The following is a 26,692-nucleotide window of genomic DNA, read 5'->3' on the forward strand; positions in this document are numbered from 1 at the left end:
CGTCACGCTGTCCGTCAACCCCATGGTGCCCACGGGGCCCTCGTCGGTTTCCTTCCGGGTGGTGGTGGGGCCCCGGCGCCGGCACCCCTCTACTCGCCGTCGAGCAGCGTGTAGGCGCGCTTGACGGCGACGTGCGCCGCCGCGCCGAACGGTGCGCGCTTGGCCAGGTCGTCGACCCGGGCGCGTTCGGCGTGACCATTGCGGATCAACCACTCGAGCTCGGTGAGCTCCTCGTGCTGGCCCATGACGAAGCCCTGGCCGACCGGCGCGCCGTGGCCCGGCACCACCACCGTCTCCGGCGTGGTGAGCCGCAGCAGCGCCGCGACCGTGCCGGGCCACTCCAGCGGGTAGGCGTCGCCGAAGTCCGGTGGCCCGCTCTCCTCGACGAGGTCGCCGGCGATCACGACGTCGGCGTCGGGGACGTGCGCGACCAGGTCACCGGCCGTGTGCCCGCGCCCGAAGTGGGACAGCACGACGACGCGCCCACCCAGGTCGAGAGCCGCCTCGGTCAGCACGATCTCGTTGGGCGGCAGCACGTCGACGCGGGCCACCTCGTCGGCGAGCTCGGGCTGCGAGCCCTCGCGGACCGCCTCCCAGGCGGTGCGCCGGGCCGTCTCCTCGTGGCCCAGCAGCCGCGCGGTCTCCTCGTGCGCCCAGATCCGGGTGCGCGCGGCCGCGTCGGCGCCCGGGTCGCCGAACGTCGGGAACGACTCGGCCGCCGGCGGCTCCTGCCGGGCCACCGTGGCGTTGCCGAACGCGTGGTCGAAGTGGTGGTGGGTGTTGACGATGGCCCACGGCGCGCGCGTCACCCGGCGCGCGGCCGCGGCCAGCTCGGCCGCCTGCGCCGCGGTCGACAGCGTGTCGACAAGCGCGGCGGCCTCGTCACCGACCACCAGCGTCACGTTGACGTCGAACACCGGGTAGCGCAGCACGTAGACCCGGTCGGCGATCTCGACGAACGCCGGTGTGGACGAGCTCATGAGCCGTCGACGGCCCGCTCGACGAACCGGTGCCGGTCGAGGAAGATGCGCTCGACCCGACCCTCGGCGACGATCGCCGTGCCCTCGCTGCCCGGGCCGTCGGTGACGGTGACCTCGAAGAGGAGCTTGCGACCGTCGACTTTGGCCAGTTGGGCCACCGCGAACACCGTGCGGCCGATGGCTGTCGGTAGTCGGTGGTCGAGCTCGACCCGCGTGCCGACCGTGGTCATGCCGGCCGGCATGCGGGTCGCCGTGGCGGCGACCGTCGCGGCCTCGACCAACGCGAGCACCCGCGGCGTGGCCAGCACCGGCACGTCGCCGGAGCCGAGCGCCTGCGCGGTGTCGGAGTCGGTGACGGTCAGCTCCACCCGCGCGCTCAAGCCGGGAGCGAAGGGGGCTTCCGTTTGCTGCTCCATGACCCACAGAGTAGGCGCTCCGCAACGCTCAGGCTACGAGCCCCGCCAACCTGTGGACAACCATGGATGCCGCAGGTCAGGTGCCAACAGGGGCACGGCTCATGCGCTGGGTTGCGGCCGCAGCGGGGCATTTTCCGGGTCCAGCACCGGCGCCGGCACGACCACCCGGCCGCGGTCCGGCGCCGCCAGCCGCGCCACCCGTCCGCGCTCGGCTAGCTCGGCGGCCAGCCACCACGCCTCGGCCAGGTCCCGGTCGCGCAGCGCCGCCGAGCGCCCCCGCGCCGTGTCGGCGTAGACGGTGGCGACACCGAGCAGTCGTTGCAAAGGGCCCTGGACCACGCGGACGCTCTGGATCCGGGCAAACGGGACCATCATCACGGTGCGGGTCAGCAGTCCTTCGCGGGTCGCGACGATCTTGTCCGTCAGGGCCACACCGAGCTTCGGCCGGGCCAGCGGGTGGAACCATCTGGTCCGTTCCGGCGGCGGCTGGAACGTCAGCGCGCCCAGCAGCACGCCGGGCAGCACCGAGTGGGCCACCCGATCGGCGACCTCGGCCGTACCCACCGGAAGCAGTCGGTCCGTCTCGGTGCCGTCCGCGTTGTCCTGGCCGGCCACCCCGGCCACGTCGAGGGTCAGCCGCAGCCAGCCCTGCGCGCGCCACAGCAGCGGCCAGGTCGCGGTCACCCCCTGCACCCGGTCGACGGGCACGGTCTGCGAACGCGTCTCGACCAGCCCGAACCGCAGCCGCAGCGCCGTGTCGTCGCGGGACAGCCGGAAGTTCCAGTCGCGCAGGACCCGCCGGACCGGCTGCAGCAGCACGCCGGCGATCGCGGTCAGGGTGCTCGCCACGCCGATGAACGACCAGGACGGATCGAACCCGAACTGCAGCACGACGAACGCCACACCGATCGGCAACGACAGCGCCTGCGGCGTGAGCAGCTGGCTGATCACGAGGTCGCGGTTCAACACCGCCAGAAGCAACTCACCGGGTACGCGCGCCGGCGCGGCACCGGCAACCTCGGCCGCACCCTCGACCGGCGCCGCCGACCGCCCCGCGAGAGCCAACAGCCGGTCCCGCAACGCCGCCGCGTCCGCCACCGACAGATAGGCCAGCGGCGCCTCGGTCTTGCCGCCGCCGACCACCTCGAGCCGGAGCTCGGCCAGCCCGGTGAGCTGGGCCAGCAGCGGCCGGACCACCTCGACCGACTGGAGCCGCTCCAGCGGGATCGCCCGGGTGCGCCGCCACAGCAGGCCCTCGTAGACCCGAAGCTCGTGGCCGACCACGTGGTAGCCGGTGTTGTACCAGCTCACGACCGACATGATGATCGCGCCGATGAGCAGCACGAGGACCATGAGCGCGAACCAGCCGAGGCCGACCTGGCGCAGCGTCTGCCACGACAGCGCCACGACGATCACCACGAGCGCCTTGGCGCTGCGCAGCAACGGGCTCAGGGGATGGAGCCGGCGCCGCGGTTCGTCGATGACCACGGCCCTACAGCCCCTCGGCGCGATCTTCGCCGAGCGCGGTCAGCCGGTCACGCAGCCGGGACGCCTCGGCGGGGCGCAGGCCCGGCACCCGGGCGTCGCTGGCCGCGGCGGCGGTGTGGAGCTGCACGGTGGCCAGGTCGAAGACGCGCTCCAGCGGGCCGGCGCTGACGTCGACGAACTGCATCCGCGCGTACGGCACGATCGACAGCCGCCTGACCACCAGGCCGTGCCGGACCAGCAGGTCGTGGTCGCGCTCGGCGTAGCCCCAGGCGCGCACCGCCCGGACGATCGCCCAGACGCGCCACAGCATGAGCACGAGGACGGCGACGAAGGACAGCCCGAGCGGCCAGACGCCGAAGATGCCCCAGAGGATGCCCAGCGGCACCAGCAGCATGGCGGCCATCGCGCCCCACCGGATCAGCTCGACCCAGATCAGGTCGCGCGAGACGGGCTGCCAGTCGACGGTGTCGGGCCAGGGCGAAAGGGGGCTGGTCGGCCCGGCAGCGGCGATATCCACCCCTATGAGGGTAGGCGATCACCGGAAGGGCGCCACCTCGCGGAGGAAGCCGCGACGGTCGAGGAAGTCGGCCAGGCTCTCCCGGTGTTCCTCGCAGGCGAGCCAGACCTTGCGGCGCTCGGGCGGATGGATCCGGGGGTTGTTCCAACGGACCTCGTAGACAGCCTCACGCCGGCAGCCTTTGGCTGAGCAAACGGGCTCGAGGTCGGCGTCCACCGGGATCAGTCTACGGCGCGGCCTAAAGGTAAAGGGCCGGGCGACCACGGGGGAAGTCGCCCGGCGTGGAGGAATCGTACACGTGACGTTCCCCTCTTTGTCTACCCGTGTATCCCGGAGCTTCGCCGCAACACGAATCCGGTTCTGCGCGCACGCGGCGGCGGTCGACATGGAAGGCTTGTACCGCGCTCCCAGGTTCGGACTTCATGATGAGACCCGAGCGCTGCCGACACGATCACGCGACTGTGGAGGACCCGTGGCCCAGCCGACCGCACCCGACGCTCCGCAACCCGACGCCGCCAACGGCGCCGGGCCGGTCATGCCGACCGGCGGGCAGCCCGGTGACCCTCCGGCGACCACCCCGGCACAGGACGCCACGCTGCTCGAACGGGCGCTGTTCGAGGTCAAACGGGTCATCGTCGGCCAGGACCGGATGGTCGAGCGGATGTTCGTCGCGCTGCTGGCCCGCGGCCACTGCCTGCTCGAGGGCGTGCCCGGCGTCGCGAAGACCCTCGCCGTCGAGACGCTCGCGACCGTTGTCGGTGGCACCTTCGCCCGGGTCCAGTTCACCCCCGACCTGGTGCCGGCCGACCTGGTCGGCACGCGGATCTACCGCCAGTCGAGCGAGAAGTTCGACGTGGAGCTCGGGCCGGTGTTCGTCAACTTCCTGCTCGCCGACGAGATCAACCGGGCGCCGGCCAAGGTGCAGTCGGCCCTGCTCGAGGTGATGTCCGAGCAGCAGGTGTCGATCGGCGGCGAGACACACCGGGTGCCCAACCCGTTCCTGGTCATGGCCACCCAGAACCCGATCGAGCAGGAGGGCGTCTACCCCCTGCCCGAGGCGCAGCGCGACCGGTTCCTGATGAAGATCCTGGTCGGCTACCCGTCCGACGCCGAGGAACGCGAGATCGTCTACCGGATGGGCGTCAAGGCACCCGAGCCGGCCGTGGTGTTCAGCCCGTCCGACCTCGTGTCGCTCCAGGCCAAGGCCGACGGCGTGTTCGTGCACAACGCGCTGGTCGACTACACGGTCCGGCTGGTGCTGGCCACCCGCAACCCGGCCGAGTCCGGGGTGCCTGACCTGGCCCAGCTCATCCAATACGGTGCGAGCCCGCGCGCCTCGCTCGGCATCGTCCGGGCCTCGCGGGCGCTGGCCCTGCTACGCGGCCGCGACTACGTGCTGCCGCAGGACGTGCAGGACATCGCGCCCGACATCCTCCGGCACCGGCTGGTGCTCAGCTACGACGCGCTGGCCGACGACGTGCCGGCCGACCACATCGTCGCGCGGCTGATGAGCGCGGTTCCCATGCCGTCGGTCGCGCCGCGGCAGCAGGCGACCCCGGCTCCTGTCCCGGGCGCTGGCCTTGGGGTTGGCCCTGGGCAGCAACCGCCGCAGCAGACCACGGGCGCCTGGCCGGGTCGCCTGCCGTGACCGTCGACCCGCCCCGCCTCGGGTCCGGCCGTGCGGCCCGGATCTCCGGCACGGCCGGTGCGTACGCCGGCCAGGGTGGTGAGGCCGCCGGCGGCGTGGCGACCGCGCGGGCCGAGCAGGTGCTCTCCCGGCTCCAACTGCTGATCACCCGCAAGCTCGACGGGCTGCTCCAGGGCGACTACATCGGCCTGCTGCCGGGGCCGGGCACGGAGCCGGGCGAGTCCCGGGAGTACCGGCCCGGCGACGACGTGCGCCGGATGGACTGGCCGGTCACCGCCCGCACCACCGTGCCGCACACGCGGCAGACCGTGGCCGACCGCGAGTTGGAGACCTGGCTCGCCATCGACCTGTCGGCCAGCCTGTCGTTCGGCACGGCCCAGATGCTCAAGAGCGACCTGGTGGTGGCGGCCGCGGCGGCGGTCACCCATCTGACCGTGCGGGCCGGCAACCGGATCGGCGCCGTCGTCGGCACGGGTGGCGGCCAGACCACGCGACTGCCTGCCCGCCCCGGGCGCAAGGAGGCGCAGGGCCTGCTGCGCGCGGTCGCGCGTACTCCCATCAAACCGGGTCGAACCGACCTGGGTGCCTTGATCGACATGCTCAACCGCCCACCGCGCCGCCGGGGTCTGGCCGTGGTGATCTCGGACTTCATGGCGCCGCCGGCGGACTGGGGCCGGCCCTTGCGCAAGCTGGCCGTCCGGCATGACGTGCTCGCGATCGAGGTGGTCGACCCGCGCGAGCTGGAGCTGCCGGACGTCGGCGTGCTCGTGATCGCCGACCCCGAGACCGGTGCGCTGCACGAGGTCTACACGGGCGACGCGAAGCTGCGCGCCCGTTACGCCTCCGGTGCGGCGGCACAACGCTCGGCCATCGCCCACGAACTGCGCGCGGCGGGTGCCCAGCACCTGCGGCTGCGTACCGACTCCGACTGGCTCCTCGACATCGTCAGGTTCGTCGCCGCACAGCGACACGCACGCACCCGGGGTACGACACGATGATCCGCTTCCTGCAACCGTGGTGGCTGCTGGCCATCGTGCCGGTGCTCCTGGTGGCCGGCGCCTACGTCTGGCGTCAGCTGCGCCGGCGTGACTACGCGATCCGGTTCACCAACGTCGAGCTGCTCAAGTCGCTGGCGCCGCGCGGCATGGGCTGGCGCAAGCACGTCTCGGCGGTCGCGCTGCTGCTGAGCCTGCTCGGGTTGGCGCTGGCGATGGCCCGGCCGTCGATCGACCGCGAGCTGCCGCTGGAGCGGGCGACCATCATGCTGGCGATCGACGTGTCGCTGTCGATGGAGGCGAGCGACGTCGCGCCGACCAGGCTCGAGGCGGCGCAGGTGGCCGCCAAGCAGTTCGTGCAGGAGCTGCCGCCGACGTACAACCTGGGTCTGGTCTCTTTCGCCAAATCGGCCAACGTGCTGGTGCCGCCGACCAAGGACCGCTCGGCGGTCAGCGCAGCGATCGACGGGCTGACGCTGGCCGAGGCGACCGCGACGGGCGAAGCGGTCTTCACGTCCCTGGACGCGATCCGCTCGGTGCCGGCGGACGGCGCCAACGAGCTGCCGCCGGCGCGGATCGTGCTGCTCTCCGACGGCTTCCGCACGGCCGGGCGGCCGATGGAGGAGGCCGCCAGCGCGGCGCAGGCGGCGAACGTGCCGGTGTCGACGATCGCGTTCGGCACCGACAACGGCACGGTCGACATCGGCGGCCAGCTCCAACGGGTGCCGGTGGACCGGCTGGCGCTGGCGCAGTTGGCCGAGTCGACAAGCGGGTTCTTCTATGAGGCCGCGAGTGCGGCCGAGCTCAAGCGGGTGTACGAGGACATGGGCAGCTCGATCGGTCACCGGGTGGAGCCGCGCGAGGTCACCCACTGGTACGCGGGTTTCGCGCTGCTCCTCGGTCTGATCGCGGCGGGCCTGAGCCTCGTCTGGTCGTCGCGGCTGCCGTAGATCTGTCTCGTGGATCAGGGTGGCGCTCCCGGCGGGGTGCCGCGCTGATCCACCAGAAGAGCTAGTTGGTGTTGTTGACCAGCATGGCGACGACGAACACCCAGAGGGCGGCGAGGGTGAAGCCCAGTGGGGCCACGTAGCGACGGTTCATCACGGCTCTCCGATGCGAGTTGGCGAGGCTTGTGCGGAATCGCGGCGGAGGAGAGTCGCAGCCGGACGGCGTCACGCCGCCGCCGGCCCGTCTTGCGTGCGGGCGCGGCGCGGCGGGGTGCCGGCAGGCGGATGTCTGGCTGTCGTCGAGTCGCGGCTGAGTCAGCGGGACCGGACGGCGGCCCGGCTGCGACTCGGAGGATCGCTGTCTCGCACGGCGATCACCTCCAGACGTCGGCCGGGCACACGAACCACCGGTGATTCTATCCCCCGCCCCGGAGCCGCGTGGCATTGGCCGGAAGGTTGGTCACCGACCGTCCGATATGGTCGCGGCCCCCGGCCACCCGCCGACTGGCTCCCGGCGATCCGGACGACCAGCACCAGGACGGCCGCGAACAGCGGGAGCCAGGCGAGCCGGGCGGCGGCCCACCCGTAGTCGTCCGGCTCGGCCAGCAACCCGGGCCGCCGCCCGACGAACCACGCGAGGGCGACCGTGACAGAGATCATGGTCGCCTGGTGCCAGAGGTAGACGGGCAGCGCGGCGCCGTTGATCGCCCTCACCGCGGGGCGGGTGCCGAGCCGGCGCAGCCGGGGCAGGAGGAGCAGCACGGCTCCGGTCTGGGCGACGGCCAGGGCTACCGCGACGAGCGACGGCGGGTCCAGGTTGGAGCGTCCTTCGCCGGGGACACCGACGGCGCTGGCCGGGTAGTCGGCGAGGAACACGAGCGCTCCCACGGCCGCCGCGCCGCCGGCGAGGAGGAGCCAGGCGGTGCTTCGGCGGGCGAGCCGGCCCTGGGCCAATGCGACGCCGAGCACGAACGGGACCGTCCAGGCGGCGATCAGGGTGGTGGGCAGGAAACCCCAGCCCAGGTCGGCGGCGAGCACGACCGCTGAGGCGACCGCGGTCGGCGGCAGCGGGCCGAACCTGCGGACCAGGCGGGCGATGGGGACGACGAGGGCCGTCAACGCCAGGAACGGCAACAGGAACCACAATGGACTTATCACGAGTTTGGCGACGGTACGCAAGGTTTCCTCGGGTACGCCGGCCAGTGCGCCGGCGGTCAGCGCCAGCGCGAGCAGTGCGAGCAGGGAACCGACCGGTGCCAGGAGGACGCGCAACCGGCGCGGAACCCGCCACCCGCGCACGCTGTTGCCGCCGGACAACGATGGCTTGGCGACCGCGCTGGGAAGTGCGTCCGACCCGCCGCGTGGGGTGGACCGGCGGCGGGCGGATGAGGCCGCCGCGGCGTAGCCGCCCGCGAGGAAGAACAGGCCCAGCGTCTGGAGCAGCCAGCTGACCGGTTGAGCGGCCGGCAGTGCGGCCAGCGGGCTGCGTACGTGCAGGGCGCCGTCGTCGCCGATCACGAGAGCCGTGACCAGCCAGTGCCCGAGCACCACTCCGGCGATGGCCAGGGCGCGGATCGCGTCGATTCCCGTGTCGCGGCGCGGGTTCATCGGGTCACCACCGCGGCGATGGCGGCCAGGGTGGCCGTACCCGGCGAGAGGTAGTAGTCGTGCCCTTCGACGCCCGTGGTGGGCAGGGCGGTGGCGCCGAACGACGCCGTCGCCGGTCGGGTGCCCAGGCCCAGGCCCAGCAGCCGGACCTGGGGGATGCGGCGGATCCAGTCCGTGGGCGCGAGGGCGGCGTAGACCGTCGCGTGGGTGTGCAGGCCGGCCACGTCGTCGGCGCCCATTCCCGGCGCGCCGAGCGCGACCAGCGACGTCACCTGCGGCGGCAGGGCGGGCGCGGCCAGGCCGACCACGATCGCGCCGTAGCTGTGCCCGATCAGGGTGATCCGCGCGGACGGGCGGCGTGCGGCCAGCCAGCCGGCGAAGGCGGCCAGGTTGCGCGCACCGGCCCTGGCCCGGACCTCGCGGGCGGCTTCGAGGCCGACGCCCTCCGGCGGGTCGTACCCGAGCCAGGCGACGACCGCAGCTTTGCCGCCCGCGGCGGCGTAGAGCTCGCGCGCCTGGGTGGCCGGCGCGCGGCGGGCGACGCCGCCGAGGCCGCTGGTGAACGTCGCCAGCGTCGTGTCGACGCCCGGCACCACGACGGCGATCCGGTCCGCGGTGGCCAGGTCGCCGACGACCTCGACCGCGGTGCCGTCGCCGCGGGTGTCGAACGACAGGAAGTGCCGACCCGACCGGGCCCAGCCGGCGTACGCCCCACCCGCGGCGCGCATCGCGGCCGCGGCCACCGGGTACGCCAGCGCCGGCGTCGGACCGGCCGCCGGCGCGGCGACCGCCGGGGCGGAAGCGGGCACGAGCAGGCCGGCGCCGAGCGTCGCGGCGACGCCGCCGAGGAGAAGTGTCCGTCGCATCATGGGGCGAACGATGCCGTTGTGGACGGTGGTGAATCGTCGTACCGGGGCGGGATCTTGCTCGTGCTACCTGGGGGTGACGGGGGCTACTCCCCCGCGGCTACGAGACCGGTCTCGTAGGCGAGCACGACCGCCTGCGCCCGGTCGCGCAGCGCGAGCTTGGCCAGGATCCGGCCGACGTGGGTCTTGACCGTCTGCTCGGCGACCACGAGCTCGGCGGCTATCTCCTGATTGGACCGGCCGCGCGCGATCAGCCGCAGCACCTCGGTCTCCCTCGGGGTGAGCGCGGCCAGCGCGGTCGGTCGCGGTCGGGCCGGCCCGGGACGGGCGGCGAACTCCTCGATGAGCCGCCGGGTCACCGACGGCGCCAGCAGTGCCTCGCCGCCGGCCACCACCCGGACGGCGTTGACCAGATCCGCGGCGGGAGCGTCCTTGAGCAGGAACCCGCTCGCGCCGGCCCGCAGCGCCTCGTAGACGTAGTCGTCGAGGTCGAAGGTGGTCAGCATGAGCACCCGGGGCGGGCTGCCGGCCGGTCGACCGTCGAGCAGCTGCCGGGTAGCGGCGAGGCCGTCGAGCACGGGCATCCGGATGTCCATCAGCACCACGTCGGGATCGAGCCGGCGCGTCTCGGCGACGGCCTGCGCGCCGTCGGCCGCCGCGCCGACCACGAGCATGTCGGTCTGCGCCGCGAGCAGCGCCCCGAACCCCTCGCGGACCATCGCCTGATCGTCGGCGATCAGAACCTTGATCACACAACCTGCCCTTCCGGTGTGGCCTCACGCAGCGCGGTCGGCAACCGCGCCGCGACCGCGAACCCACCGAACACCGTAGGGCCGGCCTCGAACGTCCCACCGAGCAACGTCACCCGCTCCCGCATGCCGGCGATGCCGTGGCCCTCGCCGGCGCCGGCCGGCACACCCGCGTCACCCGGCCGCTCCCGGCCGACGTCCTCCCTGGCGCCCGAACTCCGCCGGCCGCGCCCAGCAACGTCACCGCCACCCGCATCCCGCCGGCCCTGCCGGACGACCTCGCCACGAGCGCCTCGCCCGGCAATGCCAACGTCACCCGGCCCCCGACCGACCGCGTCGCCGCCGCCACCGTCACCCGGCCCACCACGCAGTGGGACGCCACCGCCATCGGCGTCAGCCCGCCCTCGCCGGCCTAGCCCGGCGCGGCCACCGCCATCAACGTCAGTCCGCCCCTGACCGACGGCATCGCCGTCGCCGGCATCGCCGCGCTGGGGCTGACGGGGGACGTCGCTGTCGGTGGGTTGGGTCGGTGGTGCGTCGTTCTCCACGCGTACCGCGACCGCGTCGCCGTCGTTCGTGACCGCGACCCGGACCGCTGCCCCCGCCGCGTGCCGGGCCGCGTTGGCCAGGGCCTCCTGCACGATGCGGTAGGCGGCCAGCGCAACCGGCCCGTCGACGCCCTCGGGCATCACCCCGTGCAGCGTGGCCGGCACCCCGGCCCGGCGGGCGGCCTCGACCAGCTCGGCGACGTCGCCCAGGCCCGGCTGGGGCGCGGTCAGGGCAGGCGACTGCTCGCTGCGCAGCACGCCCAGCAGGCGGCGCATGTCGACCATCGCGGCCCGGGCCGAGCCCGCGATCGACGCGAACTCCCGGCGGACGGGGTCGTCGAGCTCCGGTAGTCGGAACGGTGCCGTCTCGGCCTGCACGGCGATCATCGACATGTGGTGGGCGACCACGTCGTGCATCTCGCGGGCGATCCGGGTGCGTTCCTCGAGCACCGCGCGGCGGGCCTTCTCCAGCTCGGACTGCTCCTCCTGCTCGGCGAGCTGGACGGTGAGCACCCGGGAACGCCGGCGCTGCCGCCGGATCTGGTCGCCGAAGATCAACACGATCATGAAGAGGGCCGAGACGCCCCAGGCGTTGGCGGCGTTGACGTACACGAAGACCGGGGCGAGCGTCAGCAGCCCGGCCCAGGCGACGACGCCCCCGTCGGCCCGAAGGGCCAGGGACAGCAGCGTGATCAGGAAGAACACGATCTGCACGGGGTTCCACGGCCAGGCCTCGGACGCCGGGGCGCTCATCGTGCCGAAGAACAACATGACGAACGACAGCCGCCAGGCCCAGAGCGGGCGGTGGTAGGCGAGCAGGATCGGCACCGTCGTCGCGTAGCCGAGCATCAGGGCGAACTGGTTGTCGATGTGCCGGGCGTCCATCAGGTATCGCGCCGCGGCCGCGCCCAGACCGAGGACGGCGAGCAGCGCCAGCGGGACCGCCAGCGAACGCCAGCGCTGCCACCAGCGCTCCAACCTGGGCCGCAGCGGCCGGCGGTCGGCCGGCGGCGGGAAGTCCTTCCCGATCAGCACCCGGCGCAAGTCAGCCAGGCTGCCGCGGGAGAGGCTCTCGTTCACGATCCGGAGGCTACGCGCGGGGTGCGACAGTGCGCGTGCCTCGCGAGAGCCATCCTCGATGTCATACCCCGGTATGACAATCGGACCGGGCGAGGCGAATTAGCCGTACCCCCGGGTAGGCCGTAATGTCCCATCCGTTGAGGCAGTTGGCAGTGGGGAGATCTGAAATGGCGCGCACGGTGCTGGTGACCGGCGGAAACCGCGGCATCGGCAAGGCCATCGCGCTGGCCTTCGCCGCGCAGGGAGACAAGGTCGCGGTGACGCACCGCGGCACGGGCGCCCCCGACGGGGTCCTGGGTGTCAAATGCGACATCACCGACTCCAACTCCGTCGACGAGGCGTTCTCCCAGGTCGAGCAGGAGCTCGGCCCGGTCGAGGTGCTGGTCGCCAACGCGGGGATCACCGCCGACACGCTGCTGCTACGCATGAGCGAGGAGCAGTTCACCAGCGTCGTCGACACCAACCTGGCCGGCGCGTTCCGGGTCGCCAAGCGCGCCTCGAAGACGATGCTGCGCGCCCGGTTCGGCCGCATGATCTTCATCTCCTCGGTGGTCGGGCTGTCGGGCAACCCGGGCCAGGTCAACTACGCCGCGAGCAAGGCCGGCCTGGTCGGCATCGCGCGGTCGATCACCCGCGAGCTGGGCACCCGCAACATCACCGCCAATGTGGTCGCGCCTGGTTACATCACCACCGACATGACCGACGGCCTGCCCGACGACCTGAAGAAGAAATACGTCGAGTCGATCCCGGCCGGCCGCTTCGGCGCCGTCGACGACATCGCCGCGGCGGTCACCTTCCTGGCCAGTGACAACGCCGGCTACATCTCGGGCGCCGTGATCCCGGTCGACGGCGGCCTGGGCATGGGCCACTGACCACCCGACCAAAGCGAACAGAACAGAGAGGTTGCACCGTGGCAGGACTGCTGGAGGGCAAGCGACTCCTGGTCACCGGCGTGATCACCGACCAGTCGATCGCGTTCTCGGTGGCGAAGCTGGCCCAGGAGAACGGCGCGACCGTGGTGCTCACCGGCTTCGGCCGGATGTCGCTGGTCGAGCGGATCGCCAAGCGACTACCGGCTGAGGCGCCGGTCATCGAGCTGGACGTGACCAACCAGGAGCACCTGGACACGCTGGCCGAGAAGGTCGGCAAGCACATGGACGGCATCGACGGCCTCGTCCACTCGATCGGCTTCGCGCCCGCCAGCGCCCTCGGTGGCAACTTCCTGGAGACGACCTGGGAAGACGTGGCGACCGCGCTGCACGTCTCCACCTACTCCTACAAGTCCCTGGCCATGGCCGCCCTACCGCTGATGCAGCGGGGCTCCTCGGTCGTCGGGCTGACCTTCGACGCGACCAAGGCATGGCCGGTCTACGACTGGATGGGCGTGGCCAAGGCGGGCCTCGAGTCGGCGTCCCGCTACCTGGCGTTGCATCTGGGCAAGCAGGGCATCCGGAGCAACCTGGTGTCGGCGGGGCCGCTGCGCACCATGGCGGCCAAGTCGATCCCGGGCTTCGAGCAGTTCGAGGACGCCTGGACCAACCGGGCGCCACTCGGCTGGGACCTGTCCGACCAGGAGCCGGCGGCCAAGGCCGTGCTGGCGCTGATCTCCGACTGGTTCCCCGCCACGACGGGCGAGATCATCCACGTCGATGGTGGATATCACGCGCTGGGAGCCGAGGCCACGACCGTCTGAGCGGGCAAGGCACAATCGTCTGATGCCGTACGACGCATTGGTCCTGGTTTCGTTCGGCGGCCCGGAACGCCCGGAAGACGTGATTCCGTTCCTGGAAAACGTCACCCGGGGCCGGGGCGTTCCTCCGGAACGCCTCACCGAGGTCGCCGAGCACTACTACCACTTCGGCGGCGTGTCGCCGATCAACCAGCAGAACCGCGACCTGCTGGCCGCGATCCGCGCGGACTTCGCGGCCAACGGGCTGGACCTGCCGGTCTACTGGGGCAACCGCAACTGGGACCCGATGCTCACCGACACGGTGGCCACGATGAGGGCCGACGGCGTCAAGCGCGCCCTGGCCTTCGTGACCAGCGCGTACGGCGGCTACTCGTCGTGCCGGCAATACCTCGAGGACCTGACGAAGGCCCGCGCGGCGGTCGGCGAAGGCGCCCCGGTGATCGAGAAGCTGCGGCATTTCGCCGACCACCCGGGCTTCGTCGAGCCGCACGCCGACGCGGTCCGGTCGGCGCTGGACACGCTCGACCCGGCCAAGCGCGCCACGACCCGGCTGGTCTTCACCGCGCACTCGATCCCGACGTCGATGGCGGCCACGGCCGGCCCGCCGCCGGTGACGCCCCCGGGCCGCTACGTCGCCCAGCTCCGCGAGACGGCCGCCCTGGTCGCGGCGGCCGCCGCGCCCGACCTGCCGTGGGACCTGGTCTGGCAGAGCCGCTCCGGCCCGCCGCAGGTGCCGTGGCTGGAGCCGGACGTCAACGACCACCTGGCGGCGCTGGCCGACACCGGGGTCACGGGGGTGGTGGTCAGCCCGATCGGCTTCGTCTCCGACCACCTGGAGGTCATCTGGGACCTCGACAACGAGGCCGCGGCGACGGCCAAGAACCGCAACCTGGAGTACGTACGCGCCGCGACCCCCGGCACCGACCCGCGCTTCGTGGCGATGGTCCGTGAGCTGGTGCGGGAGCGGATCGGCAACACCGGCCCGCAGGGTCGGCTCGGTACGCTTCCGGCCTGGGACACTTGCCCAGCCGACTGCTGCACGCCACCAGCCAGGAGACCGTCATCATGAGCGAGCGCAAGGCGATCGAGAGCTGGCTGACCGACATGGACGGCGTGCTCATCCACGAGGGCCAACCGGTGCCGGGCGCGCCCGAGTTCGTCCGCAGGATGCGCGCGAGCGGCAAGCCGTTCCTGGTGCTGACCAACAACTCGATCTACACGGCCCGCGACCTCCAGGCGCGCCTGGCCCGGATGGACCTGCTGGTGCCGGAGGAGTCCATCTGGACGGCCGCGCTCGCTACGGCCCAGTTCCTCAGCGATCAACGGCCGGGCGGCTCCGCGTACGTGATCGGCGAGGCCGGCCTGACCACGGCGATGCACGCGGTCGGTTACGTCCTGTCCGACTACGCGCCCGACTACGTGGTCCTGGGCGAGACCCGCACGTACAGCTTCGAGGCCATCACGAAGGCCGTCCGCCTGATCAACGACGGCGCGCGCTTCATCTGCACCAACCCGGACCCGACCGGCCCGTCGATCGAGGGCGCCCTGCCTGCGGCGGGCTCGGTGGCGGCGATGATCGAAAAAGCCACGAACGTGAAGCCGTACTTCGTGGGCAAGCCCAACCCGATGATGATGCGGTCGGCCCTGAACACGATCAACGGCCACTCGGAAACCACAGCCATGATCGGCGACCGCATGGACACCGACATCCTGTGTGGGCTCGAGGCAGGCCTCGAGACGATCCTGGTCCTGACGGGCATCAGCACGCGCGAAGAGGCGGAACGCTACCCGTACCGCCCGAGCCGCATCGTCGACTCGGTCGCGGACCTCATCGACGAGCTGTGAAGGGAAGGCCCGGCCACCCGGTGGCCGGGCCTCGTCCCAGGATCAGGCGCCCGGCAGTCGAGGGCCGGCGGCGCGCTGCGCGTCGAGCCACTCCTCGACCGCCGCGGAGGTCCGCGGCAGACCCGACGACATGACCCGGCTGCCCGTCGCGGTCACCAGGACGTCGTCCTCGATGCGGACGCCGATGCCGCGGAGCTCCTCCGGGACCAGCTCGTCCTCCGCCTGGAAGTACAACCCGGGCTCCACCGTCAGCACGTAGTTCTCGCCCACCACTCCGTCGCGGTAGTTCTCTTTCCGCGCGTTCGAGCAGTCGTGTACGTCGATGCCCAGCATGTGGCCGAAGCTGTGCAGCGTCCAGCGCCGGTAGACCGTCGAGTCCGGTGCCATCGCCTCTTCGACGCTGACCGGGAGGACGCCCAGGTCCGCCAGGCCCTCGGCCAGGACGCGCATGCAGGTCAGGTGGATGTCCTCGAACTTCACGCCCGGTTTGATGATGTCGATGCCCGCCTGCTGTGAGCGGTGCACGATGTCGTACACGTCGCGCTGCAGCGGGGTGAAGCGGCCCGAGACCGGGACCGTGCGGGTCACGTCCGCCGTGTACAGGCTCCGCGCCTCGACGCCCATGTCCATCAGGAGCAGCTCGCCCGGCGTCGTCACGCCGTCGTTGCGGATCCAGTGGAGCGTCGTCGCGTGCCGGCCGGCCCCGACGATCGAGCTGTAGCCGACGTCGTTGCCCTCGTAGCGCGCCCGCAGGCCGAAGACGCCCTCGATCAGGCGCTCACTGACAGACCGGTCGGCCGGCAGGATCCGGGCCACGTCCTCGAAGCCCCGGACCGTCGAGTCGATCGCTTCCTGGAGCTGCTCGATCTCCCACGGGTCCTTGACCAGCTTCAGCTCGGAGATCGCGGTCGCCAGCTCCTGATCGCGCGTACGCCCATCTCGTGCCTTTTGGTCCTTTTCGTCCCGCTCAGTCCACGGCCGCACCGCCGCGTCGACCTCCGGGTCGAACCCCCGCAGCACCCTGGTCCGCCGCGGCGCGCAGTCGCCCAGGACCCGCTCGAGATCAGTGATAACGGTCGTCTCGACCCCGAGAGCGGCCGACTTCTCGGTCAGCGTCGCGCGCCGGCCCACCCACAGCTCACCGTCCCGGCTGCGGAAGAAGTCGTCCGTCTCGCGCGAGTTGCGGGGCTTCGTGTAGAGCACGGCGTCGTGGCCGTCGCCGACCGGGTGCAGCACGAGCACGCTGTCCGGGTCGAGGTCACCGGTCAGGTAGGCGAAGTCGCTGCCGGCCCGGAACGGGTACTCCGTGTCGTTGGCCCGGGTCTTCTCCCGGCCCGTCGGGATGATCAACGTCTCACCGGGGAACTGCGCGGAGATCGCCGCCCGCCGCTCGGCATAGCGGGAAACGGCTGGAGACGGCTGCACGGCGAGCGAGTCCTCGGCCCAGCCGGTGCGCATGAACTCCAGGAACTTGGGTGGGAACGCCGGGTCGTGAGCCTCGACCTTCGCCGTGCTCTCACTCATGACCGGTTCAGTTGTCTCGTCACCAAACACCGCAGACGCCTCCACATCGATCGCGCTCCCGCAGAGCACGCTACCTCGCCACGCCACCCGAATCCGATGGGAGGCGACCGGCCACTGGGCGACCCGTGAAAAGATGGCCGCCATGTGCGGAATCCTGGCCTTCTTCAGCGCGCACGGCGCGGCCGGCGCCCACGCGGACGCGATCGCCGGAGCGTTGGAGACCCTTCACCACCGTGGTCCCGACGAGACCGGGGTGGAGGTGATCGGCAACGACGCGGTGTTCGCCCACAAGCGGCTCTCGATCATCGACGTGGCGTTCAGCCACGAGCCGCTCCCCTACGCCGGCGGGCGCTACCTGCTGACGTTCAACGGCGAGATCTACAACTACATCGAGCTGCGGGAGGAGCTGGCCCGCGACTACGGCGCCACCTTCGCCACCCAGGGTGACGGCGAGGTGATCGCCGCCGGCTACCACTTCTGGGGCGAGAAGGTCCTCACCCGCCTGCGCGGCATGTTCGCCTTCGTCATCTGGGACCGCCAGGAGCGCCGGGCGTTCGGCGCCCGCGACTACTTCGGCATCAAGCCGCTGCACTACCTCCAGACGGTCGACGGCGTCTATCTGGCGTCCGAGAAGAAGGCGCTGCTGCCCTTCGCGCCCGCCGCCCACGCCGGCGACGCCGGTGTCGACACCGCCAACCTCTCGCACTACCTGACTCTCCAGTACGTGCCCGAGCCCGGCACCCTGCACCAGGGCATCTCCCGCATCGGCTCGGGCGAGTGCCTGAGCTGGACGCCCGGCTACCCGATCGAGGTGCGCCGCTGGTACCGGCCGGTCTTCAACCCGGCGCCGGTCCCCGACCAGGAGCGCCTGTTCACCGAGATCCGCGAGACCCTGCGCGAGAGCGTGCGCCTGCACATGCGCTCCGACGTGCCGGTCGGCGCGTTCCTGTCCAGCGGCATCGACAGCACCGCGGTCGTCGCGCTGGCCCGGCAGTTCAACCCCAACATCCTGACCTTCACCGTCGGGTACGACGTCCCGGGCTACTCGGAGATCGAGGTCGCCCAGGAGTCGGCGCGGCACCTGGAGGTCACCACGATCCCGACCAAGATCGGTCCGCAGGACATGATGGAGGCCCTCCCGCGGATCATCTGGCACCTGGACGATCCGGTGGCCGACCCGGCGCTCGTGCCGCTCTACTTCGTGGCCCAGAAGGCCGCCGAGCACGTCACCGTGGTGCTCTCCGGCGAGGGCGCCGACGAGTTCTTCGGCGGCTACACGATCTACCGCGAGCCGCTGTCGCTGTCGGCGGTCAACGGCCTGCCCGACGGCATGCAGAAGGGCCTCCGGGCCGTCTCCAAGGTCATCCCGCAGGGCGTGAAGGGCAAGAGCTTCCTGGAGCGGGGCACGACGCCCCTCGAGGAGCGCTACTACGGCAACGCGCGGATGTTCACGGAGGAGGAGAAGCAGGGCCTCCTGCGGCGGTACGACCCGTCGGTGCGCTACACCGACGTCACCGCGCCGATCTACGCGGAGGTCCCCGACCTCGACGACGTGACCAAGATGCAGTACATCGACCTCTACACCTGGCTGCGCGGCGACATCCTGGTCAAGGCCGACCGGATCTCGATGGCGCACTCGCTGGAGGTCCGCGTGCCGTTCCTGGACCGCGAGGTCTTCGACGTGGCGTCCCGGATCCCGGTCGAGCTCAAGCTGCCGCCGCGCTCCGACGCCACCAAGTGGGCGATGCGCCAGGCCCTCCAGGGCGTCGTGCCGCCGGCGATCGTCAACCGCAAGAAGCTCGGCTTCCCGACCCCGACCCGGGTCTGGCTGGCCGGCGAGATGTACGAGTGGGCGCGCTGGATCATCGCCAACTCGGCGGCCGGCGAGCTGATCGACCTCAACTACGCCCTGCGCCTGCTCGACGAGCACAAGAAGGGCGAGGTCGACCACTCCCGCAAGGTCTGGACGGTCCTGGTCTTCTGCATCTGGCACGCCATCTTCGTGGCGCGCACACTCGACCCGGGCATCACCCGCAACCAGTCGGCCCTGCTCACCAAGCCGGTCGTCGGCTCGATGGTGGCCTGACCAGCAAGTGCACGAAGTGGACAGTAAGGCCCGCCATATCGACCGATAGCATGAGCGGATGGCGGGCCGGAGCGGTGGGGGCGCCGGGGGGTTCGGTGATCTGCCCCGGACGCCGGTCGCCCCGGTGCTGTGGTTGGCGTTCGCGATCCTCGCCGTCATCTCGTTCGGGTGCGGGCTGGTCGGGCTCGAGCAGTACCTCCGCGAGAACCCCGACCTCGGCTACAGCGGCCACCCGCTCGACGTCCTCTACTACGCCCTGCAGCTGTTCGTGCTCGGCTCTCCGCCGCTCGACAACGGCGGCCCGTTCCCGGCGATCCTCGACTTCGCGCGGTTCGCCGCGCCGACCGTCACCGCGTACGCGCTGATCGAGGCCAGTCGTCTGCTCTTCGCCTCCGAGATCAGGAAGCTGCGCGCCCGCACCGCACGCGGGCACGTGATCGTCGTCGGCGACACCCTCGTGGCCACCACGCTCGCCCGGCGGCTGCGGCAGGCCGGCGACCAGGTGGTCACCGTGCCGAGCAAGGCGACCGAGACCGGCCCGGCGCCCCGCGTCGCCGGTGCGGCCCGCGACCCCGACATCCTGCGCGCCGCCAGCGTCGGCCGTGCCCGCGCCGTCTACGCCTGCACCGACGACAGCGCCGCCAACACCGCGATCGCGCTCGCCGCGGCCCGGCCACGCCGCAACGGTTCGGCCCTTGCCGTGTACGCCCAGGTCGCCGACCCGGAGGTGTGCGCCGCGCTGCAGGCCCGGCTGCTGAGCGCGCCGACCAGGCGGGGCATGCGGCTCGACTTCTTCAACATCGACGACCTCGCCGCCCGGCACCTGGTGTCGCGCGAGCCGCTGACGCTGCCGGGCGCGCGACCGCCGACCATCGCGATCCTCGGCGCCACCGCGTTCGGCCGCGCCGTCCTCGTGGAGCTCGCCCGCCAGTGGCGCATCCGCGATCCCGCCGCCCAGCCGCTGCCGGTCGAGATCGTCGACCCGACCGCGGGCGCGGCCGTCACCCACCTGAGCGAGCGCTACCCGTTCCTGGACCGGGTCTGCAAGATCACGGCGCACGACTACGACCTCGAGCGGCTGCTCGCCACGCCGTCGGACGGGCCGGTCCCCGACCGCGTGTTCATCTGCTACGACGACGAGCAGCAGGCGCTCAAGGCCGCCCTCACCGCCGAGCAGGTGTGGCCCGGCGAGCCCGGCTCGGTCGTGGTCCGGCTGGACCGGCTGGCCAGCCTCCGCGAGGCGTTCGACGGCGGTGACCGGGTGCTCGACGAGCTGTCCGGCACGCTGCGACTGTTCGGCGTCGTCCACGCCGCCTGTGACCCCGCGCTGATCGGCGACGACCTGGTCGAGCGGCTGGCCCGGGTGATCCACGAACGCTACGTGCTGGACCTGACCGGCCGAGGCGCCAGCGGCCCGGCCCTCGTGCCGTGGGACGACCTGCCCGACCGGCTGCGGTTGACCAACCGGGCGCAGGCCGAGGACATCGGCCGCAAGCTGCGCGCGATCGGGTGCACGCTGTCGCCGCGGGTCGGGCCGGGGCGCGAGCACGTGCTGACCGAGCGGGAGATCGAGCGGCTGGCCGTGATGGAGCACGAGCGGTGGCGGCAGGACCGCGTCGGCCAGGGCTGGCGGTTCGCCGCCGACCGCGACGACGAGCACAAACTGCATCCGGCGATGGCGGCCTGGCCGGCGTTGCCCAACGAGATGCGTACCCGCAATCTCGATGAGATCCGGCAGTTGCCGGCTATTCTCGCGGATGCCGGCTTCCGCATCGTCCGGCTCAGGACCCCCTAGGAGACGGGCATGCCGCGCATCGGTGTCACCGGACACGTGCGGCTCGCCGAGGGCACTGCCGAGCTGGTGTACGCCGCGCTCACCGCGGCCCTCGCCGCACACCGTGACGGTCCGCTGCACGGGGTGACCTGCCTGGCCGACGGCGCCGACCAGCTCTTCGCCCGCGCGGTCGCCGAGCTTGGCGGCACCTACGAGGTGGTCCTGCCGGCCGCCGACTACCGCACCGTGGTCGCCGACCGGAGGTCCTTCGACGACCTGCTCGGCAAGGCCGTCCGCGTCGACTACCTGTCGTTCCCCGTTTCCGGGCCGGAGGCCTACTTCGCCGCCAGCGACGAGCTGCTGCGCCGGGTCGACCACCTCGTCGCGGTCTGGGACGGCGCACCGTCCGACGTGGTCAGCAGCACCGCCAACGTGGTGCGCACCGCCCGCGAGCTCGGCCTGCCGGTGACCGTGATCTGGCCGGCGGGCGCTAGGCGCGCCTGACGACGACCGGAAGGTGTTGCGATGCGGCAGCATCGCGACGCCTGAGGCCGCGCGGCAATTCTGTCCGGTCCCTGACACGTTTGCCTCTCGTTCATGTAATCCGGTTCACCATGCGCCATGAACCTCAGTCCGCTGCTCATCGCGACCATCGTGGTCGCCGTACTCGTCGTCCTGGTCGCGGTCTGGGCGATCCGCACGTTCAACGTGCTGATCCGCCAGCGCAACCAGGTCCGCGCGTCCTGGGCGCAGATCGACGTGCAGCTCAAGCGCCGGCACGACCTCGTGCCCAACCTGGTCGAAACCGTCAAGGGGTACGCCGGACACGAGCGCACCACGCTCGACGCCGTGGTGGCCGCGCGCGCCGGTGCGATGGCGGCCGGTGCCGACCCCTCCGTCGACCGTCGCGCCGCCGCCGAGGGCATGCTGACCCAGACGCTGGGCCGGCTGTTCGCGCTCGCCGAGGCGTACCCGGATCTCAAGGCGAACCAGAACTTCCTCGCCCTCCAGAGCGAGCTCGCCAACACCGAGGACAAGATCGCGTACGCCCGGCAGTTCTACAACACGGCCGTCCAGGCGCTCGACAACAGCGCCCACTCGTTCCCGAGCCTGTTCGTCGCCGGTGCGACGGGGATCAAGCCGCCCGCGTACTTCCAGGCCTCGGGTGCCGAGCAGTCCCCGGTCCAGGTCCGCTTCTAGATGTCCCTCACCGTCGCGATCGCCGTCGCCGTGCTGGCGACGGCGGCCTGGATCGGGCTGTTCGGCCTGATCCTGCTGATCACCCGGTCGTACGCGCCGACACCGGCGCCGGCCACCATGGACCTCGGCCCCGAGCCGCCGGCCGTGGTCAACCTACTCGCCAACCGGTGGACCCGGCCCGACGAGGACGCCGCCGAGGCGACCCTGCTCGACCTGGCCGGCCGCCGCTACTACGAGATCCGCCAGCCCGGGGACGACCCGGTGCACAGCACGATCCACCTCTCCTCCCGCGCGCCGTCCGGCCCGCCGCTGTTGCCGTTCGAGGCGCGGCTCCTGGCCCGGATCCGCGCCGCGGCGGTAGGGGGCGTGGTGCCACTGACGGCGCTGACCTTCCGCGACGCCGCGCAGGCACGCGGTTGGCGGCGGCGGTTCGACGCCGAGGTGGTCGCGCACGCCCGTCGGCTGGGTCTGTCCCGTCGCCGGATCAGCAAGGCCCAGGTGTCGCTGCTGTCGGTGGCCGGCGTGGTGCCCGCCCTGGCGATCGGTCTGGCGCTGCTGCTGCGGATCGAGCGCACCGCCTCCCCCGAGGACAAGGGCGGCGGCTATGTCGCGATGTTCTTCTCCCTCCTCATCGTGACCTCCACCTGCGGCCTGATCGCGGGCCGCTATCGGGGCGAGCGGTCCACCCCGCTGGGCCGCCAGGTCGCGGCGCGCTGGCTGGGTGTCCGGGACTGGCTGGCCGGCCACGACGCGTTCGCCGACCTGCCGCCGGCCGCGGTGATGGTCTGGGACCGCTACCTGGGCTACGGGGCCGCCCTGCACGTGGCCCACGCCGCCACGGCCGCGCTGGACCTCGGGATGGGCTCGAAGGACCTGGTCTGGTCCTCGTACGGAGGCCACTGGCGGCGGGTCAAGGTGCGCTACCCGCGCGTGCTCGGCCGCTACGGCCTGCCGACCGGCAAACTGGTCAAGGGCGGCCTGATCCGGTTGGCCCTGGGCTTCGCCATGGCCCTCGTCAGCCGCACGTTCCCGGACGTGACGCCGGACAAGGTCGGTTCGCTCGACAGCTCCTGGGGCGGCGCGGACATCTCGGCCGTCGCGTCCCCGACCCGGCTGATCACGGCGCTGCTGGCCACGCTGCTGATCGGCTGGGGCCTCTACCGGATCGTCCGCGCGACGGTCGACCACCACAACCCGGTGGAGATCACGGGCGAGGTGCTGTGGGTCGAAGTCTGGCGGTCGGCGTCTCAGGGCGAGGACCGCCCGTCGGTGCCGTGGCTGCACCACTTCGCGATCGACGACGGCACGGCGGACCGCACGACGGCCTGGGGCCTGCCGTCGGAGTGGCGGAGCCGCTCGTCCCCGGGCGACGTGGTCCGGATCGGCGTGCGCCGCTGGAGCCGCCGGATCGTCTCGATCACCGTGCTGCGGGAGGGTGGCGGCCGCGCGCTGCACTACGGCTTCGACACGTCGGACAACACCGACAACCTGGTCCTGGAGGCGATGGGCGAGCGCACGAAGTCAGCCGCGGTCGGGGTGCGCCTGCAGGCGGCGGCCGACGTGCTGACCGTCGAGGACGTGGCGCGCGCGGTCGGCGCACCGATCCAGGTCCGCGGGATAGGCCCGATCAACGCGTTGTACGAGACGACGGACGGCAAACCGGTCGCGATGATCCAGATGCAACGCGGCCCGCTGGCCAACCTGTTCTGGGCGGCGGCGAAACGCGGCAGCCCGGTCCCGGGCATCGGCGACGAGGCCTTCATGACCGAAACCGGCGGCGCCGTCCGCAAAGCCGACGCGGTCGTGGTCCTCGTCCTGCACAAGGGCGGCCGCGCGGCGGCACCCCACCTGCCCTGGCTCCTGGGCCAGGTCGCCACCCGCCTCTGACTGCCGGAGCAGGCGCCGTACCTGTTCCGGCAGCTACGGCCGCGAGAGGCATCTGCCGCGCGAGCGCTGAGCCAGTGAAGACCGCGACCGACGGCTACGGCAGTGAGAGGCACTACCGACCGGGCGCTGAGCCGGCGAAGACCGCGACCGACGGCTACGGCAGTGAGAGGCACTTACCGACCGGGTGCTGAGCCGGCGAAGCCCGCGAGCCACCGCCGCAAGAGGCACCTACCGACCAGGCGCCGAGCCGGTGAAGACCGAGACCGAGCGGGCCGGCACCGTGAAGATGCCCGTTGCCGGGTCGAAGGCCGAGGTGGCCAGGACCGGGTCGTCGCCCGCTCGTTGGTGCGGGTGCAGGGCGAAGTCGCCGCCGCGGAGGTCCGGTAGCTTCTGCGTGACCGTCGCCGGTGCCGCGTTGAAGACGACCACGAGCTCTTCCACGCCGCTCAGGCGCATGGTGATCACGCCCGGGGTCTCGCCCGGGCCGGACAGTGGGAACGACACGCGGTCCTGGACCTCGACGGCCGTCGCCAGCCCGAACAGGGGTGAGTCGCGGCGGATGCGGAGCAGTTCGAGGTAGCGCTCGACCGTCCACTCCACCACGTCCGCCGGCGGGATCAGCGCGGCGTCCGCCAGCAGGGGCGCGGCGAAGGGCCACTTGTCCTGGTTGTCCCATGACGGCGGCAGGCCCAGGCCGAAGCCGTTGCCCTCCGACGGATCCCAGCGGATCGCGTTGAACCAGTCGCCCGAGTCGAACGAGTTGCGGTCCAGGGACTTCGAGCGCAGTCGTTCCGAGCCCGCCGCCACGAAGCCCATGCCCTGGCCGAGCACCGTGAACGACAAGGCCAGCAGCTGCATCCGCGCACGGTCGATGGGCGCGGTGCCGGCCGGGAGCTTGAAGGCCAGCGTGTCGTAGAGGATCTCGTTGTCGTGTGCGTCCACATAGGTCACGCACTCCCCCGGCGCCGCGCAGTAGCCGGCCGGGGAGCCGTTGTAGAGGTAGTCCGCTCCGGACACGGTCGCCCCGCTGGCCGCCACGAAGCGGTAGGACGCCAGGTTGCCGGTCAGCCCGATCTTGATCACGTCCTGTTGGTGCCGCAACATGGCCCGCTGCTGCTCCGGCGGCCCGTTGACCGCGTCCTCGTTGGAATCCAGAAAGAGGCCCGTCGCGTACCCCTGTGATCGGGGGTTGGTCTCGAAAGCCTGTCCCCCGCGGACCGCGTCGCGCAGCCGGTCGTTGAAGGTGCCGATGCCCGTGCCGGCGAGCTGGTGCTGGCTGGCCTGGACGAACCGCTGGTTGCCGGCCACCTCGCCGAAGTCCCAACCTTCGCCGTAGATCAGGATCGCCCGGCCGTCGACCCCGTCCCGCTGTGGGGTCAGCCGGTCGAGGGCTTCGCGCACGGCCAACAGGTTGGCCTTCGGGTGGTGGGCCATCAGGTCGAAGCGGAAGCCGTCGACCTTGTAGTCGACCGCCCACCGCACCACCGAGTCGACCACCAGCTTGCCCATCATCGCGTGCTCGGGCGCGGTGTTGGCGCAGCAGGTCGAGTCCGCGACCCGCCCGTCGGCGAGCAGCCGGTGGTAGTAGCCCGGCACGATCCGGTCGAGCACCGCGTGCGGGTTGACCCCGCCGGCGACGGTGTGGTTGTAGACGACGTCCATCACGACGCGCAGGCCCGCACCGTTGAGGGCGGCGACCATCTCGCGGAACTCGGTGGTCCGGCCCGGGCCGTCCGGGTCGGTGGCAAAACTGCCCTCGGGTACGGAGTAGTGCAGCGGGTCGTACCCCCAGTTGTAGCCGTCCCTGTCCCTGATCTTGGCAATCTCCGCCTGCTGTTCGGCCGAGTCGGGTGGAAGCGCGGCAAGATCGACCTCCGGCGTGGCTTGTTCCTCGCGGCGCTCGGGCACGGTCGCGAAGTCAAATGCCGGAAGAAGGTGCAGATGGGTCACGCCGGCGTCGCTCAGCTTGCGCAGATGCCGCATTCCGGCGCTGTTCGGGGTGCTGAACGCGGCGAACGTGCCCCGCCGCTGCACCGGCACGCTCCGGTCGTAGATCGAGAAGTCCCGGACCGAGACCTCGTGCACCTGGGCGCGGGCCGGAGCGACGGCGGGCGGCTTGCGCAGCGCGGCCCAGTCGGCCGGGATCAGCAGCGGGTCGAGCAGGTTGGCGACGACGCTGTGGGTGGAGTTGGCGGTCAGAGCGATCGAGTACGGGTCGGTGACGCTCATCGTCTCGATCCGTTGGGTCGCGGGGTGGAAGACCTCGACCCGGAACCGGTAGCGCCGCCCGGTCCAGCCCCAGTCGCCGTCGACCCGCCAGACGCCGGTGTGGTCGTCGCGCCACATGGCCTGGGTCTCGCCATCCGCCCACTCGAGGGCGACCTCTCGCGCGGTCGGTGCCCAGACGGAGATCGTCACGCCGCCGTCGTCGTGGAAACGGCAACCGAGATCGGCGTGTACGGCGTCCGCGTAGACATCGTCCAGGACGCCGGGGAGCTGGGCACCGGTGACCACCAGCAGCCAGCCACCGTCGTCGCGCGCGGTGACGGCGACCTGGCCGCGCAGGGCGTACTTGATCGTCTCTTCGTCGGCCTCGACGGTGAAGGCGGAATGGTCGGCCAGATGCGGCCACTTCTGGCGTTGCGCGGTGCTGAGCCCGGCCGGCTTGATCCGCAACGGCAGCGTCTCGTGCGGCCCGGTCAACGCCCCGTCGATGATCTCCAGCGCGGCGTCCGGCGAGAAGACCAGGTCACAACGGCGGTCGCCGACGGGCCCTTCGAAACGCCAGACGACCGTGGACCGATCGATCCAGTGGGCCCGCTGCCGGGTCAGATCCATCCGAGG

Annotated in this window: 23 protein-coding genes; 12 read left to right on the top strand and 11 right to left on the bottom strand. The window is 71.9% G+C overall.

Features of this window, described 5'->3' with window-relative positions; all coding sequences use genetic code 11:
• Window positions 1-89: 89 nt before the first annotated feature.
• The 5 genes from AB0J88_RS33895 to AB0J88_RS33915 all read right to left on the bottom strand — a co-directional run bounded on the left by AB0J88_RS33895 (window position 90) and on the right by AB0J88_RS33915 (window position 3,617).
• Window positions 90-980, bottom strand: coding sequence for an MBL fold metallo-hydrolase (locus AB0J88_RS33895; RefSeq protein WP_364349322.1), 891 nt, complete (start codon window positions 978-980; stop codon window positions 90-92).
• Window positions 977-1,396: a hotdog domain-containing protein gene (locus AB0J88_RS33900; RefSeq protein WP_364349319.1), complete on the bottom strand. Its 420-nt coding sequence runs from the start codon at window positions 1,394-1,396 to the stop codon at window positions 977-979. Before AB0J88_RS33900 ends, AB0J88_RS33895 begins: the two co-directional genes overlap by 4 nt.
• 99 nt (window positions 1,397-1,495) lie before the next feature.
• On the bottom strand, window positions 1,496-2,884 hold the full coding sequence (locus tag AB0J88_RS33905) for a PH domain-containing protein (RefSeq protein ID WP_364349316.1): 1,389 nt from the start codon (window positions 2,882-2,884) through the stop codon (window positions 1,496-1,498).
• Window positions 2,885-2,888: 4 nt separating this feature from the next.
• Entirely contained in the window at window positions 2,889-3,401 is a 513-nt protein-coding gene (locus AB0J88_RS33910) for a PH domain-containing protein (RefSeq protein WP_364349313.1), read from the bottom strand.
• Window positions 3,402-3,419: 18 nt separating this feature from the next.
• Window positions 3,420-3,617, bottom strand: coding sequence for an acetone carboxylase (locus AB0J88_RS33915; protein ID WP_364349310.1), 198 nt, complete (start codon window positions 3,615-3,617; stop codon window positions 3,420-3,422).
• A gap of 319 nt (window positions 3,618-3,936) precedes the next feature.
• Here AB0J88_RS33915 and AB0J88_RS33920 point away from each other — a divergent pair, with 319 nt between their 5' ends.
• From AB0J88_RS33920 to AB0J88_RS33930, 3 genes are all read left to right on the top strand, one after another.
• Entirely contained in the window at window positions 3,937-5,049 is a 1,113-nt protein-coding gene (locus AB0J88_RS33920) for a MoxR family ATPase (protein ID WP_364349439.1), read from the top strand.
• Between the two features lie 95 nt (window positions 5,050-5,144).
• A complete protein-coding gene (locus tag AB0J88_RS33925) occupies window positions 5,145-6,047 on the top strand; it encodes a DUF58 domain-containing protein (RefSeq protein WP_364349436.1) in 903 nt (300 codons plus the stop codon).
• A complete protein-coding gene (locus AB0J88_RS33930) occupies window positions 6,044-6,994 on the top strand; it encodes a VWA domain-containing protein (protein WP_364349307.1) in 951 nt (316 codons plus the stop codon). The genes AB0J88_RS33925 and AB0J88_RS33930 overlap by 4 nt, the downstream gene beginning before the upstream one ends.
• A 312-nt stretch (window positions 6,995-7,306) precedes the next feature.
• On the opposite strand, the gene AB0J88_RS33935 is transcribed toward AB0J88_RS33930, so the two are convergent.
• The 4 genes from AB0J88_RS33935 to AB0J88_RS33950 form a co-directional block, all read right to left on the bottom strand.
• Window positions 7,307-8,599 carry an acyltransferase gene (locus tag AB0J88_RS33935; protein ID WP_364349304.1) on the bottom strand — a complete coding sequence of 431 codons (1,293 nt, stop codon included), beginning with the start codon at window positions 8,597-8,599 and terminating at the stop codon, window positions 7,307-7,309.
• A complete protein-coding gene (locus AB0J88_RS33940) occupies window positions 8,596-9,468 on the bottom strand; it encodes an alpha/beta hydrolase (RefSeq protein WP_364349301.1) in 873 nt (290 codons plus the stop codon). Before AB0J88_RS33940 ends, AB0J88_RS33935 begins: the two co-directional genes overlap by 4 nt.
• Window positions 9,469-9,551: 83 nt before the next feature.
• Window positions 9,552-10,217: a response regulator transcription factor gene (locus tag AB0J88_RS33945; protein WP_364349298.1), complete on the bottom strand. Its 666-nt coding sequence runs from the start codon at window positions 10,215-10,217 to the stop codon at window positions 9,552-9,554.
• A complete protein-coding gene (locus tag AB0J88_RS33950; RefSeq protein WP_364349295.1) occupies window positions 10,214-11,842 on the bottom strand; it encodes a histidine kinase in 1,629 nt (542 codons plus the stop codon). Before AB0J88_RS33950 ends, AB0J88_RS33945 begins: the two co-directional genes overlap by 4 nt.
• Window positions 11,843-12,009: 167 nt before the next feature.
• On the opposite strand from AB0J88_RS33950, the gene AB0J88_RS33955 reads away from it, so the two are divergent.
• Genes AB0J88_RS33955 through AB0J88_RS33970 form a run of 4 tightly spaced genes read left to right on the top strand, consistent with a single transcriptional unit; the run spans window position 12,010 to window position 15,377 of the window.
• Window positions 12,010-12,714, top strand: coding sequence for a beta-ketoacyl-ACP reductase (locus AB0J88_RS33955; protein WP_364349292.1), 705 nt, complete (start codon window positions 12,010-12,012; stop codon window positions 12,712-12,714).
• A gap of 38 nt (window positions 12,715-12,752) precedes the next feature.
• Complete coding sequence (fabI, locus tag AB0J88_RS33960) at window positions 12,753-13,535, top strand: enoyl-ACP reductase FabI (RefSeq protein WP_089253891.1); 783 nt, start codon at window positions 12,753-12,755, stop codon at window positions 13,533-13,535.
• Between the two features lie 22 nt (window positions 13,536-13,557).
• Complete coding sequence (locus AB0J88_RS33965) at window positions 13,558-14,601, top strand: ferrochelatase (protein ID WP_364349288.1); 1,044 nt, start codon at window positions 13,558-13,560, stop codon at window positions 14,599-14,601.
• The gene (locus AB0J88_RS33970) at window positions 14,598-15,377 is read left to right on the top strand and encodes an HAD-IIA family hydrolase (RefSeq protein WP_364349285.1); all 780 of its coding nucleotides are present in this window, start codon (window positions 14,598-14,600) and stop codon (window positions 15,375-15,377) included. Before AB0J88_RS33965 ends, AB0J88_RS33970 begins: the two co-directional genes overlap by 4 nt.
• 42 nt (window positions 15,378-15,419) lie before the next feature.
• Here AB0J88_RS33970 and AB0J88_RS33975 read toward each other — a convergent pair whose 3' ends face one another.
• Window positions 15,420-16,901: an aminopeptidase P family protein gene (locus AB0J88_RS33975; RefSeq protein ID WP_364349283.1), complete on the bottom strand. Its 1,482-nt coding sequence runs from the start codon at window positions 16,899-16,901 to the stop codon at window positions 15,420-15,422.
• Window positions 16,902-17,043: 142 nt separating this feature from the next.
• On the opposite strand from AB0J88_RS33975, the gene asnB reads away from it, so the two are divergent.
• The 5 genes from asnB to AB0J88_RS34000 all read left to right on the top strand — a co-directional run bounded on the left by asnB (window position 17,044) and on the right by AB0J88_RS34000 (window position 23,848).
• On the top strand, window positions 17,044-18,987 hold the full coding sequence (gene asnB, locus AB0J88_RS33980; RefSeq protein WP_364349281.1) for an asparagine synthase (glutamine-hydrolyzing): 1,944 nt from the start codon (window positions 17,044-17,046) through the stop codon (window positions 18,985-18,987).
• A gap of 58 nt (window positions 18,988-19,045) precedes the next feature.
• Window positions 19,046-20,782, top strand: a complete 1,737-nt coding sequence (locus tag AB0J88_RS33985) for a RyR domain-containing protein (RefSeq protein WP_364349278.1) — start codon at window positions 19,046-19,048, stop codon at window positions 20,780-20,782.
• Between the two features lie 9 nt (window positions 20,783-20,791).
• On the top strand, window positions 20,792-21,265 hold the full coding sequence (locus tag AB0J88_RS33990; protein ID WP_364349275.1) for a hypothetical protein: 474 nt from the start codon (window positions 20,792-20,794) through the stop codon (window positions 21,263-21,265).
• Between the two features lie 117 nt (window positions 21,266-21,382).
• Window positions 21,383-21,961: a LemA family protein gene (locus AB0J88_RS33995; RefSeq protein WP_364349272.1), complete on the top strand. Its 579-nt coding sequence runs from the start codon at window positions 21,383-21,385 to the stop codon at window positions 21,959-21,961.
• The gene (locus tag AB0J88_RS34000) at window positions 21,962-23,848 is read left to right on the top strand and encodes a hypothetical protein (protein ID WP_364349269.1); all 1,887 of its coding nucleotides are present in this window, start codon (window positions 21,962-21,964) and stop codon (window positions 23,846-23,848) included.
• A gap of 228 nt (window positions 23,849-24,076) precedes the next feature.
• Here AB0J88_RS34000 and pulA read toward each other — a convergent pair whose 3' ends face one another.
• Window positions 24,077-26,686, bottom strand: coding sequence for a pullulanase-type alpha-1,6-glucosidase (pulA, locus tag AB0J88_RS34005; RefSeq protein WP_364349266.1), 2,610 nt, complete (start codon window positions 26,684-26,686; stop codon window positions 24,077-24,079).
• Window positions 26,687-26,692 lie beyond the last annotated feature (6 nt).

Origin of the sequence: Asanoa sp. NPDC049475, assembly GCF_040676915.1 — a bacterium.
Classification (GTDB): Bacteria; Actinomycetota; Actinomycetes; order Mycobacteriales; family Micromonosporaceae; genus Asanoa.

What these genes read in the sequence shown, in the direction of transcription:
- AB0J88_RS33895 (WP_364349322.1), bottom strand. Translation starts at nt 980, where the DNA reads ATGAGCTCGTCCACACCGGCGTTCGTCGAGATCGCCGACCGGGTCTAC.
- AB0J88_RS33900 (WP_364349319.1), bottom strand. Translation starts at nt 1,396, where the DNA reads ATGGAGCAGCAAACGGAAGCCCCCTTCGCTCCCGGCTTGAGCGCGCGG.
- AB0J88_RS33920 (WP_364349439.1), top strand. Translation starts at nt 3,937, where the DNA reads ATGCCGACCGGCGGGCAGCCCGGTGACCCTCCGGCGACCACCCCGGCA.
- AB0J88_RS33930 (WP_364349307.1), top strand. Translation starts at nt 6,044, where the DNA reads ATGATCCGCTTCCTGCAACCGTGGTGGCTGCTGGCCATCGTGCCGGTG.
- AB0J88_RS33935 (WP_364349304.1), bottom strand. Translation starts at nt 8,599, where the DNA reads ATGAACCCGCGCCGCGACACGGGAATCGACGCGATCCGCGCCCTGGCC.
- AB0J88_RS33940 (WP_364349301.1), bottom strand. Translation starts at nt 9,468, where the DNA reads ATGATGCGACGGACACTTCTCCTCGGCGGCGTCGCCGCGACGCTCGGC.
- AB0J88_RS33955 (WP_364349292.1), top strand. Translation starts at nt 12,010, where the DNA reads ATGGCGCGCACGGTGCTGGTGACCGGCGGAAACCGCGGCATCGGCAAG.
- AB0J88_RS33965 (WP_364349288.1), top strand. Translation starts at nt 13,558, where the DNA reads ATGCCGTACGACGCATTGGTCCTGGTTTCGTTCGGCGGCCCGGAACGC.
- AB0J88_RS33970 (WP_364349285.1), top strand. Translation starts at nt 14,598, where the DNA reads ATGAGCGAGCGCAAGGCGATCGAGAGCTGGCTGACCGACATGGACGGC.
- AB0J88_RS33975 (WP_364349283.1), bottom strand. Translation starts at nt 16,901, where the DNA reads ATGAGTGAGAGCACGGCGAAGGTCGAGGCTCACGACCCGGCGTTCCCA.
- asnB (WP_364349281.1), top strand. Translation starts at nt 17,044, where the DNA reads ATGTGCGGAATCCTGGCCTTCTTCAGCGCGCACGGCGCGGCCGGCGCC.
- AB0J88_RS33985 (WP_364349278.1), top strand. Translation starts at nt 19,046, where the DNA reads ATGGCGGGCCGGAGCGGTGGGGGCGCCGGGGGGTTCGGTGATCTGCCC.
- AB0J88_RS33990 (WP_364349275.1), top strand. Translation starts at nt 20,792, where the DNA reads ATGCCGCGCATCGGTGTCACCGGACACGTGCGGCTCGCCGAGGGCACT.
- AB0J88_RS33995 (WP_364349272.1), top strand. Translation starts at nt 21,383, where the DNA reads ATGAACCTCAGTCCGCTGCTCATCGCGACCATCGTGGTCGCCGTACTC.
- AB0J88_RS34000 (WP_364349269.1), top strand. Translation starts at nt 21,962, where the DNA reads ATGTCCCTCACCGTCGCGATCGCCGTCGCCGTGCTGGCGACGGCGGCC.
- pulA (WP_364349266.1), bottom strand. Translation starts at nt 26,686, where the DNA reads ATGGATCTGACCCGGCAGCGGGCCCACTGGATCGATCGGTCCACGGTC.